This window comes from Humidesulfovibrio sp. (assembly GCF_031082295.1).
GTDB lineage: Bacteria > Desulfobacterota > Desulfovibrionia > Desulfovibrionales > Desulfovibrionaceae > Humidesulfovibrio.
The window spans coordinates 46,863-65,692 of record NZ_JAVHLD010000002.1 but is presented as its reverse complement, the minus strand read 5'-3'; the positions used below and the strand labels follow the sequence as shown (position 1 = coordinate 65,692).

Below are 18,830 nucleotides of genomic sequence, written 5' to 3'. Positions count from 1 at the left end.
GAGGACATTATGGGCAACCTTGCCAGACGCGAATGAGCGAGTATAGCAATCGCTGCCGCAAAAGCAAGGGGCGCTTGGCTTTTTACGTGGTCTGAGCCATAGTGTGAGCGACAGCGGCGCTTCGGTCAGTATATGCGCAAGGTTGCCGGATTTGGCAAGAGGATTGATGATGCCTGGAATACGAACACTGGCGCTTGTTTTGGTGCTGCTGCTGGCCGGTTGCGGTCAGGGCGGGGACGGGCGCGCACCTACAGTTTCGTCATCCGCAAAGCCAGTCCAGGTTTCAGCGCCTGCAGGCGACCCCAAGCCCGGTGGGCGACTGGTTGAGGCCACCATCGGCGAACCGAGCAATCTGATTCCGCCGCTGGCCACGGACTCGGCCTCGCACGAGGTCGCCGATCTCATCTACGTCAGCCTTCTCAAGTACGACAAGAACATCAACCTCGTGCCCCTCGCAGCGGAATCATTTGAAATTCTAGAGGATGGTCGGCTCTTGCGCTTCACCCTCAAGACGGGCATCCGCTGGACCGACGGCAAGCCGCTCACCGCGCGCGACGTGGAGTTCACCTACAGGCTCATGATCGACCCCAAGACCCCCACCGCCTATGCCGAGGATTTTCTGGCGGTGAAGGAGTTCAAGCTTACTGGCGAGTATTCTTTCGAGGTACGCTACGACAAGCCCTTTGCGAGAGCCCTGGTCACCTGGGCCAGTTCCATCCTGCCCCGGCACCTGCTGGAAGGGCAGGACCTCTTGAAGACGCCGCTCTCACGCAAGCCCGTCGGCGCGGGGCCCTACATGCTCAAAAGCTGGACCACGGGAGATCGCCTCGTGCTGGTGGCCAACCCCGACTATTTCGAGGGGCGCGCCTACATCGACGAAGTGGTCATGCGCGTCATTCCGGACCAGTCCACCCAGTTCATGGAGCTGAAAAGCGGCAACCTGGACGAGATCAACCTCTCGCCGCAGCAGTATTTGTATCAGACCGACGGCCAAGACTGGGCGGCGAACTTCCGCAAGTTCAAGTACGTTGCTTCGGCCTACACCTATCTGGGCTATAATCTGAAAAGCCGACTCTTCTCCGACGTGCGGGTGCGCCGGGCCATCAATCATGCGTTGAACAAGGACGAGATCGTGCGCGGTGTGCTCTCCGGCCTGGGGCAGGCGGCGAACGGACCCTACAAGCCCGGCACCTGGGCTTACAACGCCGCCATTCCCGCCAACGAGTACGATCCTGCCAAGGCCAAGCGGTTGCTTGCCGAGGCCGGGTGGACGCGCCGCACGCCGGACGGCCCTCTGGTGGACCCGGACGGTCGGCCCTTCGCCTTCACCATCCTGACCAACCAGGGCAACAGCCAGCGCATCAAGACAGCCATCATCGTCCAGAGCAGGCTTGCCGCGCTGGGCATAAAGGTCGAGATCCGCACGGTTGAGTGGGCCGCGTTCGTCAAGGAATTCGTGGACAAGGGGCGCTTCGACGCCATCATCCTCGGCTGGAACATCGTGCAGGACCCGGACCTCTTCGACGTTTGGCATTCGTCCAAGGCCGTGCCGGGCGGCCTCAATTTCGTGGGCTACAAGAACCCGGAACTTGATGAACTGCTTGAACGCGGGCGGAGGCTTCTTGACCAAAAGAAGCGCAAGCCCATATATGATCGAGTTCAGGAGATTTTTCACGAGGATCAGCCCTACTGCTTCCTCTACGTCCCCATGGCGCTGCCCATGGTTCACGCGCGCGTGCAGGGCATCGAGCCCGCGCCCGCAGGCATCGCCTATAACTTCATCCGCTGGTGGATTAACGAGGCCAAGCAAGGCCCGGAGCTGACACAATAATGATCCGCATCAATGAGATCACCGACAAGGTGGCTTCCTACATCGAAAAGCCCGACCTGGAGCTGATCCAGAAGGCCTACATCTTCACGGCGCAGGCCCATGTGGGGCAGACGCGCCTGTCCGGCGAGCCGTACCTTTCGCACCCCATGAGCGTGGCCAGCATCCTGGCGGACATGAAGCTCGACGAGGCCACCGTCACCGCCGGACTTCTGCACGACACGGTGGAGGATACCCGCACCACCATCGACGAGATCGAGGAGCTCTTCGGCGAGGAAGTTGCCGACATCGTCGATGGTGTGACGAAGATCAGCAAGATGCAGTTTGAGTCCAAGGCCGTGGCCCAGGCCGAGAACATTCGCAAGATGATCCTGGCCATGGCTGAAGACATCCGCGTGCTCATGGTCAAGCTGGCCGACCGCCTGCACAACATGCGCACCCTGGACTTTCAGCCCTCTGTGAAACAGCGGCTTATCTCACAGGAGACCCTTGAAATCTATGCGCCGCTGGCCAACCGCCTGGGCCTTCATCGCACCAAGCGGGAGTTGGAGGACCTCTGCCTCAAGTACCTGAAGCCCGACGTGTACGAGCAGATAGACCAGGGCGTTGCCCGCCATCGCACCTCCGGGCAGGAGTACATCGACAAGGTCACGGGCCTGATCAGCGACATGCTGAAGGAGAACTCCATCAAGGGCCGCGTGGCCGGTCGCACCAAGCACCTCTACAGCATCTATAACAAAATGCTGCAGCAGAACCTTGGCCTGGATCAGATCTTCGACCTCATCGCCTTCCGCATCATCGTGGGCAGCTTGAAGGACTGCTACGCCGTGCTCGGCCTCATCCACTCCATCTGGAAGCCGGTCACCGGCCGCTTCAAGGACTACATCTCCATCCCCAAGGCCAACATGTACCAGAGCGTGCACACCACGGTCATCGGGCCGGACGGGGAGCGCATCGAGATACAAATTCGCACCGAGGAGATGAACCGCGTCGCGGAGTACGGCGTGGCCGCCCACTGGCAGTACAAGGAAAAGGGCAAAAAGGGCAGCAACCGCGACGCCGAGCGCTTCACCTGGCTGCGACAGATCCTCGACTGGCAGCGCGACCTGCAGGACCCGCGCGAGTTCATGGCCTCGTTGCGTATCGACCTGTTTCAGGACGAGGTGTACGTCTTCACCCCCCGCGGCGACATCAAGGAACTCCCCGAGGGCGCTACTCCTGTGGACTTCGCCTACGCCGTGCACTCCGTCGTCGGCGACCACTGCGCCGGGGCCAAGGTCAATGGCCGCCTGGTGCCGCTCGGCACGGCGCTCAAGAACGGCGACCGCGTGGAGATCATCACCGACAACCACCGCAACCCCAGCCGCGACTGGCTCAAATTCGTCAAGACCGCTCGGGCCAAGACGCGCATCAAGCAGTACATCCGCACCGAGGAGCGCGCCCGCAGCATCAGCCTGGCCAAGGAGATGCTGGAGAAGGAGGGCCGCAAGCTCGGTGTGAATTACGCCAAGGCCTTGAAGGACGGCCATATCCATAAGCTGGCCGAGGAGTTCTCCCTGCCCAGCGTGGACGAGCTGCTCTCCCAGGTGGGCTATGCGCGCCTGACCCCGCGCAAGGTGCTCCAGAAGCTTTACGCCATGCTCCACCCCGGCGAAAAGCTGGCCGAAAAGATTGCCGAGGACCAGCGCAAGGGAACGGAGCAACCCGAACAGCAGGCAGAGCCCGCCAAAACAAAGAAGGGCGAAGGCATCAAGCTCTCCGGCGTGGACGACGTGCTCTTCCGTTTCGCCAGTTGCTGCAACCCCCTGCCCGGCGAGCCCATCGTGGGCTACATTACCCGTGGCCGCGGGGTGACCATCCATTCCCTCGACTGCACCAACATCAAGGGCTTCGAGACCGACCGCGTCATCTCCGTCAGTTGGGAAGGCGTGGAGGACAAGCCCTATCCTTCGAAAATCCGCATCGTCTGCCGCAACTTCAAGGGGGCGCTTTCCCAGGTGACGGCGCTTTTGACCAGCGACGACGTGAACATCCAGTCCGGCTCGTTCCAGTCCAACGTGGACGGCAACGCGCTGATGGAGTTCACCGTTGAGGTGAAGGACCTGCATCAGCTCTACGGCGTGCTGGACAAGATCCGGCTTGTGGAGTCCGTTACCGAGGCTGTCCGCGTTTCCTAAGGCGCCCCATTCCGCGCGATGGCGCGAAGGAGGTTCCCATGCACCGCAAGTTTCGAAGCATTCTGGTTGCCTTAGCCCTGTTGTTGGCCTCAGGCGTGTCCGCCATTGCGGCGGACGACGTGACCAACGTGGTGGTGGGCGACTGGAAAACCGGCAAGGGCAGTGTGAACAGCGTGGTCATCGAGGGTGACAAAATCTACTTGGACGGTGTCCTGCAGGAGCAAAAGTACAAGCCCGGCATGGACGTGATCATCCGCGACGGCAAGGTGGCCCTGGTTCCGCACGATCCGGCCGCCGACACCGAAAAGGCCGCCGCCAAAGCCGCCGCCAAGGCCGAGCGCGAGCGCGAGAAGCAGGCGCTGAAGGCTCAGCTCAAGGCGGAGAAGGAAGCCCTCAAGGCCGCCGCCAAGGCCGAGGCCCAGGCCGAGAAGGAGGCCTTGAAGCGCGAGGCCGCCGAGGGCGTTGAAAAGGGAAAGATCAAATCCAGCGTCGGCACGGTCGTCAACAAGGGCGGCACGGTTCGCATCGGCAACAAGGATTATCCTTCCAGCGGCCCGGCCACTGAAAAGGACATCCCGCCCGATGCGCTCAAGGCCATCGAGGACGCCAAGAACATGAAGTTCTAGCTGCTTGGCCTAGATGTTGGCCTGGAAACGTTGCGTTGCCAGCGCCAGTCCGTCCTGCATGGGCAACCGCGCCAAAAGCGCCTGGATTCTGTTCATGCGCATCTGTAAAGGCGGGTGCAGGTCGCTCCATCTGGCGCTAGAACTCAGCACGGCGCCGTCCGACGCGCGGTCCACGTTATGGAGCGCGGCGATCAATTGCATGGGGTCGTAGCCGGCGCGATAGGCCATCTGCACGGCTGCGGCGTCTGCGTCATATTCCTGCTTCTGGTCCGTGCCGTGGCGCAACAACTGCTTCAGCAACTCGTCCTGCATCTGCCCGAACAACGGCGATTTCACGCCATCATCGGTCATGCCAAGGCCTGAGCGGAAGAACTGCGTCGCCTTGGCCCTGGCCCAGCCATGGGCGAGAGAGGCGTGCGCAGCCTCGTGCGCCAGCACCAGCGCCAACTGGGCCTCGTTGTCCAGCGACTTGACGAGGCCCGTGCTGATCATGACAAAGCCTCCAGGCAGGCTCAAGGACATCGGCGCAGGGCTGTCCAGTACGATGAAACGATAGCTCAGGGCGTTGCCGGGTGCGAAACGCGCCACGCTCAAACCCACCAGATTGACATAGCGTTGCAACTGCGTACCGAAGGCCGGCTTGGCCACCTTGCGCGTCACCGTGACGGCAAGGTTCAGCCCGAGAAGGCGCTCGGCGTCTCCGCCCGGCGGGGCTGCTGGTTTGAGCGCAGGGAGCTTGAGTGGGCCGCCGTTGCTGTGCGGCGTCGCCTGCGAGTACTCTCCGATGCCCCCTTCGCGCAGGAAGTCCTCCAGGTTCTGACGGGAAAGCGGCAGCTCCAGAACAGACCACAAGGCCTCATTGTCCTTGTTGCGCTCCGGCTGGACAGAGCGCGAGCTGCGGCTTGTGTCCGCTGTCTCGGCCAGCACGATGCTGCCAGGCAGCGGCGCAAAGAGGTCGACACTGGTGGGCAAAGGCCGCGAGGCCTCCAGATGTCCCTGGTAGGCCCAGCCCTTGACGCCGCCCGGTTCTTCCACGAGCAGCCAGGCGCCCTCGTTTTGCAACTGTCGCACGGGAGTACCGCGCGGCAAGTCCTTGAGCGTCGCGGCCACGCCGGAGCGATCCGATCTGAGCGGCGTCCTGTCCGAGGCGGTCCACAGGACGGCCCCCCCAGCCTGCGCGGCCAGAACCTGCCCGGCAGACAAAGCAAGCAGACAGATCGCCATCAGCCATGTTGAGCAGAGTCTTGCACGCATGTCAGCTATATTCCTCAAGTTACTTGTAGTCGCCGCTCAAGGTGAACGCGCCCCAATAGCCCGGGTGCGGGAAACGGTTCTTCACGTGCAGCATGGCCCGACGCAGGCTTTCGGCCTTCGGGCGTGACTGGTACTCGCGATAGAACTGCTTCATCAGCATGGCAGTGGAGATGTCGCTCACCCGCCACAGGCTCGATACCAGCGCGTGGGTACCGGCATACAGGAAGGCCTGGTTCAGGCCTTGAACCTCGTCGCCGCTGGTGACCTTGCCGAGACCCGTCTGGCAGGCCGAGAGCACGATCAGGTCCGCCGAGATCTTCAGGTCGAAGATTTCAGCGGCGTCCAGGTCGCCGTCCTTGTCCTTCTTGTCGCTCACCAGCTTGAGTGCCGAGAACAGCGGGTTCACGGGGTCGAACTCGCCGTGGGTGGCCAGGTGGATGATGCCGAAGTCGCTGATGTGCTCGGATATCCAGCTCTTGGTGGCCTTCTCGCGCGTCAATGCTGTCATGTTCGGGTAGTTCCAGGCCAGCGAGCCCACCTCGCGCTCGGCGAACGGCAACTCTAGCGACTGGTCGTGCAGGTCCGGGTTGCCGACGGCGAGCACCTTGGTGTTGCGCTCGGCCTTGCGCCGTTCCAGCGTGAACTTGAACACGCTGGCGCTGGGCAGCTGGAACAATGGGTAGCGGTCCAGCAGGTTCGAATCGCCGTCAGAGAGCGTGGCGAAGGCCAGGGTGTGCAGGCTGTCGTGGGGGATGATGCCGAGAACCTTCACGCCGTTGAGCTTCGGCAACACAGGGGCGAGCAGCAGCGCATGGAGTTCCTTCGAGTGTGCCTCCACAGGCTCCAGATTCTGCAGCATGCGTCGATAGGTCAGGATCATCTGGCCAAGGGTGTCGCGGCCCAGGCGCGTGCGCGTCAGTTCCACGCGGTCGCGGTCCACGGTCCAGCAGAGGATTTCGTTGGCGGTGACGTAGTAGGTCAAAAGCGCCACGCCGGGTTCGAGCATCCTCTGCACGTCGGCCAGGGTGAGCGGATTGACGCTGACAAGGCTGGCGATGTCCGGCCGGTTGGCCTGGAGTTCCAGCAGGATGTCGCGGTAGTCGTCCTGCAGGCGCTTCACGCCCTTGGCGTAAACCTCCCGCTCGTTCTTGCCCTGTGCTTGGGCCAGCAGCGATTCCTGCTCTCGCAGGGCCGAGCGCACGGCGTTAATGCGCTCGTAGAGCGCCTGGTCTTCCTTGTGTTGTGGGCTTCTGCGCTTGTTGCCCAGGAGGTCGATGAGGTTGCGGGCGCGGGAGCGTTCTGCCGTGCGGAAGCTCTCGGCCACCTCGCCCATATCGGCCAGCAGCGTCACCAGGTCCTCGTAGACCACGGCCTTGTCGGCGATGAAGCCGTCCTTCAGCTGGTCCACCTTGAGCTCGGCGCGCATGCCCTCGATGACATCGACGGCCTTTTGCAGCAGGTCCTTGGCCTCCTGGCGCTTGCCCGCGGCAATGTCCAGCCGTGCGAGCCCGTGCAGCGCGCGCCACTGGCTGTCTCGCAGCCCCATTTCGCGGGACAATCCATCGGCCTGCGTAAAGGCGGCCTTGGCCTTGTCGTCGTTGCCAAGGGCAAGCAGCGCCTCGCCCTGGGCCAGCAGGATCTTGGTCTGGTTGATGCGGTTTCCTGTGGCCGAGACGATGGCGAGCGCCTCGTCCAGCAGCGGCAGCGCTTTCCTCGGGTCGCCCATGCGCACGTAAGTTTGGGCGATGTTGCGCAGGTCGTAGGCGATGGCCCAGCGCGAGCGTATCTCGCGGTCAATGGCGAGTGCCTCGCCCAGGGTCTTGAGCGCCAGCGGGTAGCGGCCCATGTCGCGTTCGACCAAGCCACGGTTGTTCAGGGTGGTGGCGACCTCGTCCTTGCGGATGCGCAGGGACTGGGCCAGGGGCAGGGCCGCGTCAAGCTCTCGCACGGCGCGGTTGTGGTCGCCCAGGCTCCACCACAGGAGTCCGGCGGTGTTGCGGGCGATGACCTGCTCAAGTACCCAGCCGTTCTTCTCGGCGGACTTGAGCACCTGCCGCTGAAGGTCGAAGGCCTGCTGGAACCGCGCCTGCTGCCAGGCGTTGTTGGCCTGCTCGATGAGGATGCGCGCGCGCAGGCGTTCCTGCGCTTTGTCGGCGGCGATGAGCTTGAGGGCCTCGGCGTAGCGGGTCTCAGCCTCTGTGAAGTTGCCGATGAGTCTCGCGCAGCGGCCTATGTCGAGCATGGCCTGGGCCATGTCCGCCTTGCGGCCGAGACTGGTGTAGATGGAGAGGGCCTCGCCGTAGGCCTCGCGGGCCTGGGCGTATTGCGAGAGCCGCAGGTCGTGAATGCGGCCGATGCTCAGGTACTGTTTGGCAACAAGTTCCTTGGAGCCGGTCTTTTTGGACAGCTTGGCCGCACCCTCGAAGCGCTTGAGCGCGTTGTCGTACTGGATGGCGTTTTCAAGCACCGCGCCAAGGCTCGCCAAGGCCTCGATCTCCTTTGGCGCCAACTCGAGATTGGCGAGCATGTCCGTCGATTGCTGCACGGCCGTGATGGCCTGGGAATACTGCTCCAGCCTGGCGTAGACCAGGCCGAGCCGCAGCAAGGCCTCGGCGTGGGCCGGGGTGTCCGGGCTGGACTTGGCCACCAGGGCCGCAAGCTCCTTGGCATAGGCCAGGGACTTGTCGAACTGGTCGGAGGCGTAGGCGCTCTCGCGGCAGTATGACAAGAGGTCAGGCAAGTGCTTGCTGAATTGGGTCGACGACCGGGCTACGCGCAGGGCGTTTTCGAACAGGGACAACGCCTGGGCATGGCGTCCCGACTTGAAGTCTTCCATGCCGGAGCGCACGTAGCGGGCAAACTGGGTGGCGGCGAAGGCGCCGGCCTGAGCGACGTTTAGCCCCGGATCGCCCAGGAGCAGCCAGGAAGCGGTGTCCTTGCCCGAGGCATGCGCCTTGGCGCGGGCGTTGGCCGCCGAATCCTCGGCGTAGGCTGTCAGGAAGGAGGTGGTGAACCCCTTGCCGCTGGCGTCCGCTTCCTGTGCGGCCAGCACCGAGGGCACGCCGTAGAGGGACAGGAGATGCACGACAAGCGGCAGGCTCTCCGCAGGGACCTGGGTCAGCACGGCAAGGGAGACATCCTGCATGGCCGTGGCCAGGCCGGTCAGCGGCAGCGGCTCTCCCTTGGCCGGGGTCAACGCCAGGAATCGCACCGGCAGCTCATCCTGACGGCTGGGCGCAGACTGCGACAGGCGGGCTGGGGTCTCCGCAACCACGGTGTGGGCCTGGGCCAGAGATTGCCGCAAGCCGGCGGCGGAAGATGCCACGGACTTTGTGTCAAAGCCCTTGAAGCCGATTGATGCGGCCTGGGCCGAGCCGGTGATGAAGACCAGGTTCTTGCGGAAGGGCTTGCGCGCTTTGAACGAGCGAACCAGATGCGTGCCGCTCAAGGCTCCGGCTTGGGCCGTGCGCAAGTCATCCGATGCGATGAATCCCGGATCCTCGAAGGCCAGCAGGCGCTGTTCCCCTGGAGCAACGGCTGGAAGCGTCGGGCGAGGGCCGCTGCCAAGGGCCACGGAACGAACGGAATCGGCGTCCAGGCGCAGGCCCACCCAGCGCATCGCATCCCGGCGAGGCGAAGGCAGGGCAACGACGCGTAGCGTGCTGGTGTTCTTCGGCAGGTTCTCCATGAGGTCGATGGCCTCGCTCGGCGCGGCTAGATACAGGCCCAAGGCTCCAGGCGCGTCCAGCCTGCCGATGGATTTCCCGGCCTCGGCCTTGAGCGCGCCAAGACGCGTCATCAACTGGGCGTGACGGGATCGCTGCTCGGCGGAGCCGCTCGCGGCGGAGTCGGCAGCGGCCGAAGCCTCAAGCGACAAGCCGTGCAGGATGGTCAGCCAGTCCTGCTCGGCGACGCTGTTGCCCAGACGGGCCACGCCGGGAAGGGACTCGCGGTCCAGGCCAAGGTCGCGCTGGAGGATCTCTTCCTCCTGGCTCAACCGGCGCGAGAGGTCGACGCGGTCATCGCCCTTGGTGGCTGTAATACGGGCTTTGAGGTCGCGGATGGCCAGCAGTCTCAGCGCGGTGCGCCGCAAGAGCTGGGATTCTGCCTGGGTTGGCTGCGCCACGCCGAGCCGACCCATGCGGCCCACGCGTTCCAGTTCAGACAGGCGCTCGGTCAGGTTGTATGCGTCTTCGGCCTTACCGGCGTCCACCAGCGCTGCCACCAGGGGCGCAAAAGCTCCGGTGATCTCGCCAGCGCCGCAGGAGGCCTCGTCCAGCGGCAGGGCCTGCACGACGCCAAGGGCTTCCTTGAGGCGCCCGAGGCCTGCCAATGCGCGCCAACGCAAGCCCGGCAGCAGGCCTTCATCGGCCAGGACCAGGGCTGCGTTCAGCTGCTCGGCGCGAACGTCGTCTTCACCCAGGCGCAAGGCAAGCTCGGCCTGGTTCAGGTGCAAGGCGGCGTTGAGAGCAAGTGCGCGGCGGTTGCCAGCGGGTAGGCTGTTCTTGAACCAGGACAGGCCCTCGGCAAGCCGCTGGCCGGAGCGTGCCAGCAGTTCCATGCGCCGTGCCGCGCTGAGTGCGTCGGTGACGGGCAGGCGCTCCGCCAGGGCCATGTTTTGCGCGGCCATGATGTTCTGGAAGGCCGGTGCGGACAGGGAATCGCCACCGGGCAGCTTATGCCGCAAGCCCTCGGCGACGAGGGCCTCCACACGGCGCAGTTCGTTCAGGCGTAGCGCAAATTCCTTGGAATCAAAGGGCATCCGCAACAGGGTTGCGGCCATGTCGATGACGTTCAGCGAGGCGCTGACAGGATTCTTCATCTCCAGCGACAGCTCTGCGGAGCGCCGGAAACGCTCAAAGGCCTGCGGCTCGCTGCCGAGAGAGGCTTCCAGCATGCCGGCGCGGTGCAGCAGCAGGGCCGCGCCAAAGGTGTCCTGTGGCGCGACGGAGCCCTTCTCGAAGGCGGTGGATTGGCGTTCGACCAGCCCGAGGGCTTCACGCGGGCGGCCGCGCTCGGTGGCGATGCGCGCCAGGAACGTCTCAGCCAGGCGCAGCTCCTGCTCGGCGCTGAACCCGTATGCGGCCTGGGAAGCCGTGGACTTGTCCAGGCTCACGTCCAGGTCGATGTTGATCAGTCCCTTGCCGGCCCTGCCGCCCTTCTTGTCGGCCACGCCATACTTGCTCACCAACTCCGGGATGCGGCGGAAGCCGGCTTCGGCGGTAGCAAGCAGCTTGTCGCGATCAAGGCCCGTGGTCAGTCCCGCCTCCATGTACGCGCAGTAGGCAACGGATCGCTGGTTGGCCGTGAGGTTCTGGTTGAGGCCCAGGGACGTGTTCATGACGAGCGCCTTTTCAAAGGCCTCTCTGGCCTCGTGCCAGCGACCGGCCTCTTGATGCGCAAGCCCCAGGCGGTCGTACAATTCCGCGCGCAGTTGCACGAACCGGGGCGGAAAGCCCAGGGCCTCGCGCACCTTTCCCGCCATGACGAAGAGCGTCTGCATGGACGCCTCGCGGTCCTTTTGCATCAGCGGCGGCAACTCGCCGATGATCCGCTCCTGCTCGGACAAGAGCTCCTGCACTGCCTTGACGTACACGCCAAAGGCCGGGTCAGGCGGCGGTCCGGCGGGCTTGATGCTGGCCTCGAAGAGCCGGTTGTTCAGCTCGGACTGGCGCGTGGCCAGAGTCTTGGCCTTCTCGGCCAAGTCTGCGTGGCCCAGGGCAAGTGTGAGCACGCGGTCGAACACGAACTTGTTGATACGGCCAAAGACCTCGGAGGCGTACTTTGGCTGGATGCGCTGCTCGACAAGCTCCAGGGACTTGGCAAACGCGAGGCTTGGCTTGTCGCGCTCGCGGGCCTGGAAGGCGGAAGTGCCGAATCGCTGATAGAACAGGATCTCGGTTTCCGGGTTGTCGAAAGGCACCTTGGAGTCCTGGCGCTTGCCATACTCCTCAAAGGCCTGGGCATACTGGCCCAGCAGGAAGTGGATGTTGCCGATGTTCATGTCGAGGTTGGCGGCGTTTTCCGGGTTCTGCTCGCGGCTGTTGAGGAAACGCGCGCGCTGATAGGACTCCAGCGCCGCTTCCAGCCGCCCGCGTTCACCATGAACCGTCTCCAGCACCTCGTCGATGTAGCCCAGGGTCTGGTGGAAGTACTCCACCTGGCCATTCTTCTGGATGGCCCGGCTGATGAGGTCGCGCGCCTCAAGGAGCGGCGCCTTGCCGTTCTCATAGGTCAGGGTGAGGCCCGTGGCGTAGAGCAGGGTGGCGTCGTCCGGCTTGGCGGACAGCTTCTGCCTGTATTCCGCCAGGGTGGCGGGGATGGTCTTGAGCGCCGCCGCCGCGCGGATCATGCCCCTGTGGGCGGGCACGAAGTCCGGGTCGTCACGCAGGAGCCCGGCGAAGATCGCCCGGGCCGAGGGCACCTCGCCGATGCGCAGCAGATAGTCGCCCGCCGCTGTCGACTTGCGCAGGTGCGCTGTCTTGGCCAGGCGGTACAGGCGGTCCTCGAAGGGGCGCGAGGCCATTTCGCTCTCGTAGAGATCAAGCGCCTGATGGAAGCGTTCCTCGCGGTAGAGTATCTCCGCCAGGGCGAGCCGGGCGGCGGCAACCTGCGTGGCCACCTGCGAGGCGTTCTGCGGAGACTGCTTCTGCCATGCGTTGGCATTGTCCAGGGCCTGGCGGTATGCGTCCTTGGCCTTGGACCATTCGTCCGAGGCGTAATACACATCCCCCAACCGGTTCAAAGCGCCGAGTGAGAGCTTGGGCAGGTCCAGGCGATGCTGGCCCGACAAGAGAAGCAGGGCCTGGGCCTGGGCTTCAGGTTTCGGTCCGGCGGCCTCCACGGTGCGGTCCAGCACGCGCGAGACGGCCATGTCGGCCCAGGGGCCATTGTCCGGGTAGTCGCGGATGACCTGGGCATGGATGGGGAGCACTGCCTGCACCTGGCCGATGCGCCCAAAGGTCTCGGCCTTGAGGAAGAGCGCCTCGGCAGCCTGTTCCGGCGCGATGCCCCGCACGGCGAGTTGCGCATCGAGGAGGCGGATGGCCTCGGCCATGGACTTGGAGTCCCCGGCGCTTTGCAGCAGCCGGGCCTGTTCCAGGCGGGCCTGGGCCTGCACGCGCGATTGCGCGGGGGTATCGGCCGGCTTGGCGGCAATGCCCGAAAGGGCCTTCAGCCCCGCCTGCAACGCCGCGCGCCTGCCCTTGTCGTTCAGAGCCTGGCGGGTATCCTCGGCCACGCCGAGGAGCAGGCTGCGGATGTGGGCAAAGCCCGACTCGGGCTGCACATCAAGCGCCGAAGCGGCATCGAAAGCCTGCCGAGCAGGGGTCTCAAGCCCGAGGCTTTCATACTGCCGCCCCATTCCGAGGAGAGCCTTGGCGGCGATGTCGCCGCGGTAGCCTGAAGTCCGCGCGGCCTTGCCCAAGGCCAGGATGGTCAGGTGCCGATCAACGGGCAACTGGCTGGCCAGCGTTTCGGCGAGTGTCATCAGCTCCGCGGAGGACTTGTCTGGTATCTCGCCCTCTGGCGGGAGGCTGAACACATTGGACGGGATGGTGTTTCCAAGGGCGCGCGAGGCCAGGAAGAACAGCCTGCCCGCGGCCATGACCGGGGAAAGGTCAGCCCCCTGGGCCGAGGTCAGGTCTTCAGGCTTGCTGCTTTGACCGGCATCTGCTGGCACTGGTGCGCGTGCGATGACGGTCTGGATGCCGCCCTGGTCCGAAGTCACGCCAAAGACCGGGGCGGTGGTGAACAGCACGGTCATGCCATCGGGCGTGAAGCGCGGATAGGCCTGGGGCAGGACGTCCGTGGTGAGCTTTTGCGGAAGTCCGGCTGCTGCGCCGGAGGCCAGGTTCATGACGTACACGGCGCTGACGCCCGTGCGCGCCGAGACGAAGGCAAGCCGGCGTCCATCAGGCGAAAGGGTGGGCTGGGCGGCGTCGCCGTCAGTGTCGAGGGCGCGCGGGGCGGACGAAAGGTTGGCGAGTTCCAGGGCAACGATGCGACGCTTTGGCTCGCCCTCGTCGCGCTGTTGGAAGTACAGGCTCTTGCCGTCCGGTCTGAAGCAGGGCGAGCGGTCCTCGGTGGCGCGGCCCGTCAGCTTTTGTGCTTGAGCCTGGGGATTGGCCAGGTCAAGGAGGTAGATGTCGCCTTTGACATCGTCCTCCATGCCGACGAAGGCGATACGTCGGCCGTCGGGCGAAAGCGCAGGGGAAAGGCGGTCGGCCAGTGCCGGGGCCAGTCGTCTGGGCAGGCCGGTGAGGCCGTCACCCAAGCCGCGCACCCAAAGCTCGCTGTAGCCGTTGCTCTGGCGAGTGTAGGCCAGCCACTTTCCATCAGGCGTGATGTCCAGATGCTGCACGGCTCCGGTCTCGAACGTGACCTGCACGGGGCGATTGACCTCGACGCGACGCGGCGCAAGGCGTTTCCCCGTGGCGCGCAATGCCTCTTCGGACAGTGCCTTGGCCGACTGGTCAAGCTGGGTTTGGGGCACAGCCGCCGGAGTCGCCTTCGGGGTGGCAGCCGTGGCTGGCCAAGGCAGCAGGGCCAGCGCCAGGCAGGATCCCGCTAAAATCTGCCGGTAAAGTTGTCGGAAGGGTCGCGCGTTCATTTCTTCACCGTCCAGGCGCCGTCAGGGGTCTGCACCTTCTCCCCGGGTTTTGCCGTGTCTTCGTTGAGCTTCGCGAACACGCCCCGCACCTTGGGCAAGTCGGCCTGGGTGAGGGAGGCGTTGGTCTCGATGGCCCGACGCATGATGGTGTCGCGAGCGCGGTTGACCTCGGCCAGAACCGCATTGAATTCATTCTGCTGGTAGCGCGCGGCGAAATCCTTGAGGTCGTCCGGGGCGTTGTCCCTGGTGAGCGGGAAGCCGGTGAGCAGGCCCTTGTTGTCCTCGCCCACCCAGCCCAGGCGCTTGAAGGCGTCCACGTCGTCCGCATGGAAGCTTGTGACCTGCATGGCGGTGATGGCGTCCTGCTGTTCCCGGCTCTTGCGTGGCGGGGTCTGGATGCGGCCGAGTGGATCCACTCCGCGCACCGAGGCCACGAGCAGCGTCTCCTCGGACAGGGAATTGTACGAGCCGAGGATCTGGTTCTCAAGGGAGGTTCGTTCGCTGGCGACGTTGACCTTGACCTCGGCAAGGGTGCAGCCGGACAGGGTGGCCAGTGCCACGAGGGAGGTCGTCAGGATCAATCGTTTCATGGTGCGACTCCTTCTTGATCGTTGTTGCCGGAAACCTTGAGCGACCCTGCTGGGTCACGGCAGAGGCTGTTGGACGAGACTGCGTCCAGGGTCTTGATGAGCTTGGGCATGGGCGCCAGTGCCTTTTTGAGTTGTGTGCCAATGGGGAGGTTCCCGACGGGCAAACGGTCGATGCGCGGCAGGTCCAACTGGAAACCCTTGACCTCCACCGCGCCGGACAGGCTCAGGTTGCCGTACGCCAATCCCAGGTTCACGAAGCGCGGATAGCCGATGTCCATGAGGCGGCGCTGTTGCACGATGGTCTCGTTCTGCTCGTCGGGATCGAGCGCATAGAGCATGCGCTCCAGGGTGCGCGGGCCGATCTTGGTGATGTCCGCGCGCAGGCCGATGCGTTGCAGCAGGGCTTCCGCGTCGGGCGTCAGGGGCAGGGTCACGCTCACGCGGCCTGCCGTCTCGGCCTTGTCGCCAAGGTCCTTGGCGGCCTTGCCGGGGAAGAACCGTGACGGATCGATGCCCGTGAAGCTCAGGTCGGCCGCCAGGGCGTAGTCGCCCCGAGCGCCCTTGACCTGGAGGCTGCCCAGCATGTTTCCGCCCAACAGGCCCGCGCGAAAAGAGCGCAAGGCAGGGAGCGGGCCGCTGGTGTCCAGGCGCAGAAAGACATCGTGGAGAGCCAGCGGCAGCGAGCCGGACTTGAGCTTCATGCGGCTGAAGCCGAGGCTCCCGCCACCGGCCTGGAACTCGCTTAGGCGTGCGTGCGCCACTGCGTTGTCGTCATCGGCAAAGTTGCTGCTTGGGGTGGAGGACGGGAACAGGTCGAAGACCTGCTCGGAAAGGGGCTGCAGCACTTCGTGGCTTGGTCCGGCGCATCGCAGGCCGGGCTGGAGGGCATAGCGCTTGTTCAGGCGCAGGGAACTGGTCAGGCCGCTAATGGCCAGGTTCGGCCCAAGGTTCAGGTCAAGCCCGGGGCTCAGCAGGCGCGCGGACAGGGCAAGGCTTCGGCCGCTGGAGAGCTTCGCGTCGAATCCTGCCTCGAGGTTGCCCTTGCCGGAGAGCTTCTGTGCGGCCTGGGCCTTGCCCGCCTGGGCGGACAGGGTCGCCAGTCCGGTCTTGGCGGCGAAGCTGATGGTGCCGTCCACGTGCTCCAGGATGGCGGCGAATCTGTCTTTGTCACGGTCCAGCACCTGGTCCAGGCGATCCAGGGCGATGTTCAGGCTCTGGTCAAGTTCAAGGCCGTCCGTGTGCAGAATCTCAGAGAGTTGGAGCGAACGAAGACCTTGCTGCGCGGCGTTGACGGTCACGAGCCCGCGCAGTGGCTTGGCCAACGCCCCGACTCCGGGGAGTTCGTCCAACGGCCCAAAAGCCAGTGAACCACGCAGGCTCGACTCGCGCAGGCCACCGGAAGTGTTCACACGCAGGGGCTTTGGGGTGCTGAGCGAGCGCAAGCGCAGAACGTCGCCTGGCTTTCCGCCACCGGCCTGGGCCGTCCCTGCCTTGGGCCAGTCCAGGTTGACGTCGGTAAGGGTCAACACCGCTTCCAACTCTTTCAGGAAATCAAGCCGCGCAAGGGTCTTGGAGAGTTTTACCGGCTGCTGCACCGGCCCCTGGGGTTGCGGCAGGACGGCGGACAGTTTCCAGTCCAGCGCGACACCGCCCGAGCCTTGCGCCTTGCTCGGAAGCAGTGGCGTGGCCAAGGCCAGCAAGCGTTGCACGTCCAAGGTCATGGTGCCGGAGCTGCGCACCGCTTTTCCCTGCATGCTTGAAGTGGTCAGCAAACGCAGGGCCTGCCCGAGCTCAAGGGTCAGCTTGGCATCTGCGATGCCGACCTCCATGGGCGAGGAATCGGAAAGGCTGATGTCCGGTACGCTGAGATGCAGGGCAAGGGGAGTATCGACCGGGCGCTTGCCGGGCAGGAGCACGCGCAGACGTGGTGCGTCCAGAGTCAGTGCCTCAAGGCGGGCTGTGGCGGACTTCGTGGCGGGCAGGTCCGCGCGGAGGGTAACTGTGTGCTTCAGCGAGGGCACCTGCGCCATTTTGGGGATGTCGATGCCCTGGACCTCTCCCGTGATGTCCAGGGCAGCAGCTCCAAGCACGCCGAACAATCCCGCCGAATCCTGGGCAAGACCGTCGACCCTGGCGGCAAGGTGCGTCAGCGCCATGCGCTTCACGCTCACTGGCGTCTTGCCCTGCTGGCGCAGGCCTTCAACGGTCACCATCGCTTTGGCTGAAAGCTGCCCGGGAGCCTTGCCCGGCAGTTCGACCTGAGCGGTCTCAAGGACAAGTTGTGAACGTGCGATGCTCAGGCGTTCTTGCCCGGACGTGCGGGTAACGTTTTTGGCCTCAAGGTTGAGGTCTTTCAAGGACGCTAGTGCCTGGAGCTTGCCCCCGGCGTTCGTGGGCAACGCGGCCTGGAGCACCATGCTCTGAATGTCCAGGGTTGCGGCGGCAATGCTGATGCCGGGGGGAATCCAGGCGCGTGCGGCGTTCATCAACTCGTCGAGCTGCAGGTGGATGGGGTGGACGTTCAGGTTCAGCTTGGGTTGGCTTTCGTTGAGGCCTGTGACCTCGCCCTGCCAGTCTGCAGTGCTTTTGTTCAGCAGGCGAAGCTTGCCCGGCAGCTGTATGGCGCCTGTCTTGAGGTCAACGCTCGCCTCCTGCAGCAGGTTCATGGCGAAAGGGCCAGCGCTCTTGGGACCGAGCGGCCCGCCTGCGGCACGCAAGGAATCAACAAAAGCGACAAGCCCAAGGTTGAGATGGTCCGTGTCTGGTTGCGCAGCCGTCAGCCCGATGGCCAGCGCACCGGAGACATCTGGGAGCGCTGACCCGACAAAGGGCTTCAGCAGGGGCGCAAGTTTGCGCAAGTCAACGCGAAGGTCGGTCTTGAAGCCCTTGCCCACGCTGCCCAGGGCCAGCAGAGCCACGCCAGGCGCTTCGGCATTGGCCTTGAGGCGAGCTTGGGCCGGGTTCAGCTGCCCGGTTTCATCCACGAGGCCCTCAAGCAGCGCCTCCAGCTTCAGCGGGGCCAGCTCCTTTCCATTAAGCAGCGTCTTGAAACCAGCATTGAGTCGTACCGGGCCGTTTGCGAGCCCGGGGACACTCAAGCGAAAGGTCACGTCGCGGATGTCGAGGGTGCTGTTGTCGGCGACGAATATCAGTCGTGCCTCGATGTCCGAAACATCTACCAGGATATGCGCATCACCACTCCTGGGGCTTGGCTTGAGGCCTTGGCGCAGCGCAGAAAGGCTGTCCCTGAGCAGCTTCGGCAGGGGCTTGGGAAGTTCAGTTGGCTGGGGTTCAGCGTGTGGGGGTGTGGGCTCAACGATCTGGCGCAGGCGCAGGCCGGAGACGGACACAGTCAGGTGCATATCCTTGCGCAGGGCTTTAAGAAAGTCGAACTTCACACTCAGGGTCTCAAGCGAGCACAGGAAAGCCTCATCGTCCAGTCCGCCCTGCCCGACATTCAGGCCACCGACGTTCAGACCCTCAGACCAGCCGAAAGAGAGCTGACGCACGGTCGCGTCCTTGCCGGTCGAGGCGCTGAGCGCCTGCTCCACCTTGTTCCGCGCCCAGTCTGAACTGACCATGGCCGGTATGGCAAGCACGACGGCAACGAGAAGTGCGGCAATTGCAGCAAGGCAAAACAGCAGGCGTCGCAACCACTTGCGTTTGAGGAAGAAGCTTTGCTGGTCTTGCCGTTGCTCGGACATCTGGACTCCAAAAGTATCGTCTCAGGTTTTGACTGGCTGC

7 protein-coding genes are annotated in these 18,830 nt (G+C 64.4%); 3 read left to right on the top strand and 4 right to left on the bottom strand.

The annotated features are described in order from the left end of the window. Window positions 1-169: 169 nt before the first annotated feature. Genes RDU24_RS01650 through RDU24_RS01640 form a run of 3 tightly spaced genes read left to right on the top strand, consistent with a single transcriptional unit; the run spans window position 170 to window position 4,631 of the window. Complete coding sequence (locus RDU24_RS01650; protein WP_308733982.1) at window positions 170-1,831, top strand: peptide-binding protein; 1,662 nt, start codon at window positions 170-172, stop codon at window positions 1,829-1,831. After that, entirely contained in the window at window positions 1,831-4,005 is a 2,175-nt protein-coding gene (locus tag RDU24_RS01645) for a RelA/SpoT family protein (protein ID WP_308733981.1), read from the top strand. The genes RDU24_RS01650 and RDU24_RS01645 overlap by 1 nt, the downstream gene beginning before the upstream one ends. Before the next feature lie 38 nt (window positions 4,006-4,043). Beyond that, window positions 4,044-4,631: a hypothetical protein gene (locus RDU24_RS01640; RefSeq protein WP_308733980.1), complete on the top strand. Its 588-nt coding sequence runs from the start codon at window positions 4,044-4,046 to the stop codon at window positions 4,629-4,631. A 9-nt stretch (window positions 4,632-4,640) separates the two neighbouring features. On the opposite strand, the gene RDU24_RS01635 is transcribed toward RDU24_RS01640, so the two are convergent. The 4 genes from RDU24_RS01635 to RDU24_RS01620 are packed head-to-tail and all read right to left on the bottom strand — an operon-like array spanning window position 4,641 to window position 18,790. Further along, entirely contained in the window at window positions 4,641-5,855 is a 1,215-nt protein-coding gene (locus RDU24_RS01635) for a M48 family metalloprotease (protein WP_308733979.1), read from the bottom strand. Window positions 5,856-5,904: 49 nt separating this feature from the next. Beyond that, entirely contained in the window at window positions 5,905-14,496 is an 8,592-nt protein-coding gene (locus tag RDU24_RS01630; protein ID WP_308733978.1) for a CHAT domain-containing protein, read from the bottom strand. After that, the gene (locus RDU24_RS01625; protein WP_308733977.1) at window positions 14,493-15,086 is read right to left on the bottom strand and encodes a DUF1318 domain-containing protein; all 594 of its coding nucleotides are present in this window, start codon (window positions 15,084-15,086) and stop codon (window positions 14,493-14,495) included. Before RDU24_RS01625 ends, RDU24_RS01630 begins: the two co-directional genes overlap by 4 nt. After that, window positions 15,083-18,790, bottom strand: coding sequence for a hypothetical protein (locus tag RDU24_RS01620; protein ID WP_308733976.1), 3,708 nt, complete (start codon window positions 18,788-18,790; stop codon window positions 15,083-15,085). The genes RDU24_RS01625 and RDU24_RS01620 overlap by 4 nt, the downstream gene beginning before the upstream one ends. Window positions 18,791-18,830 lie beyond the last annotated feature (40 nt).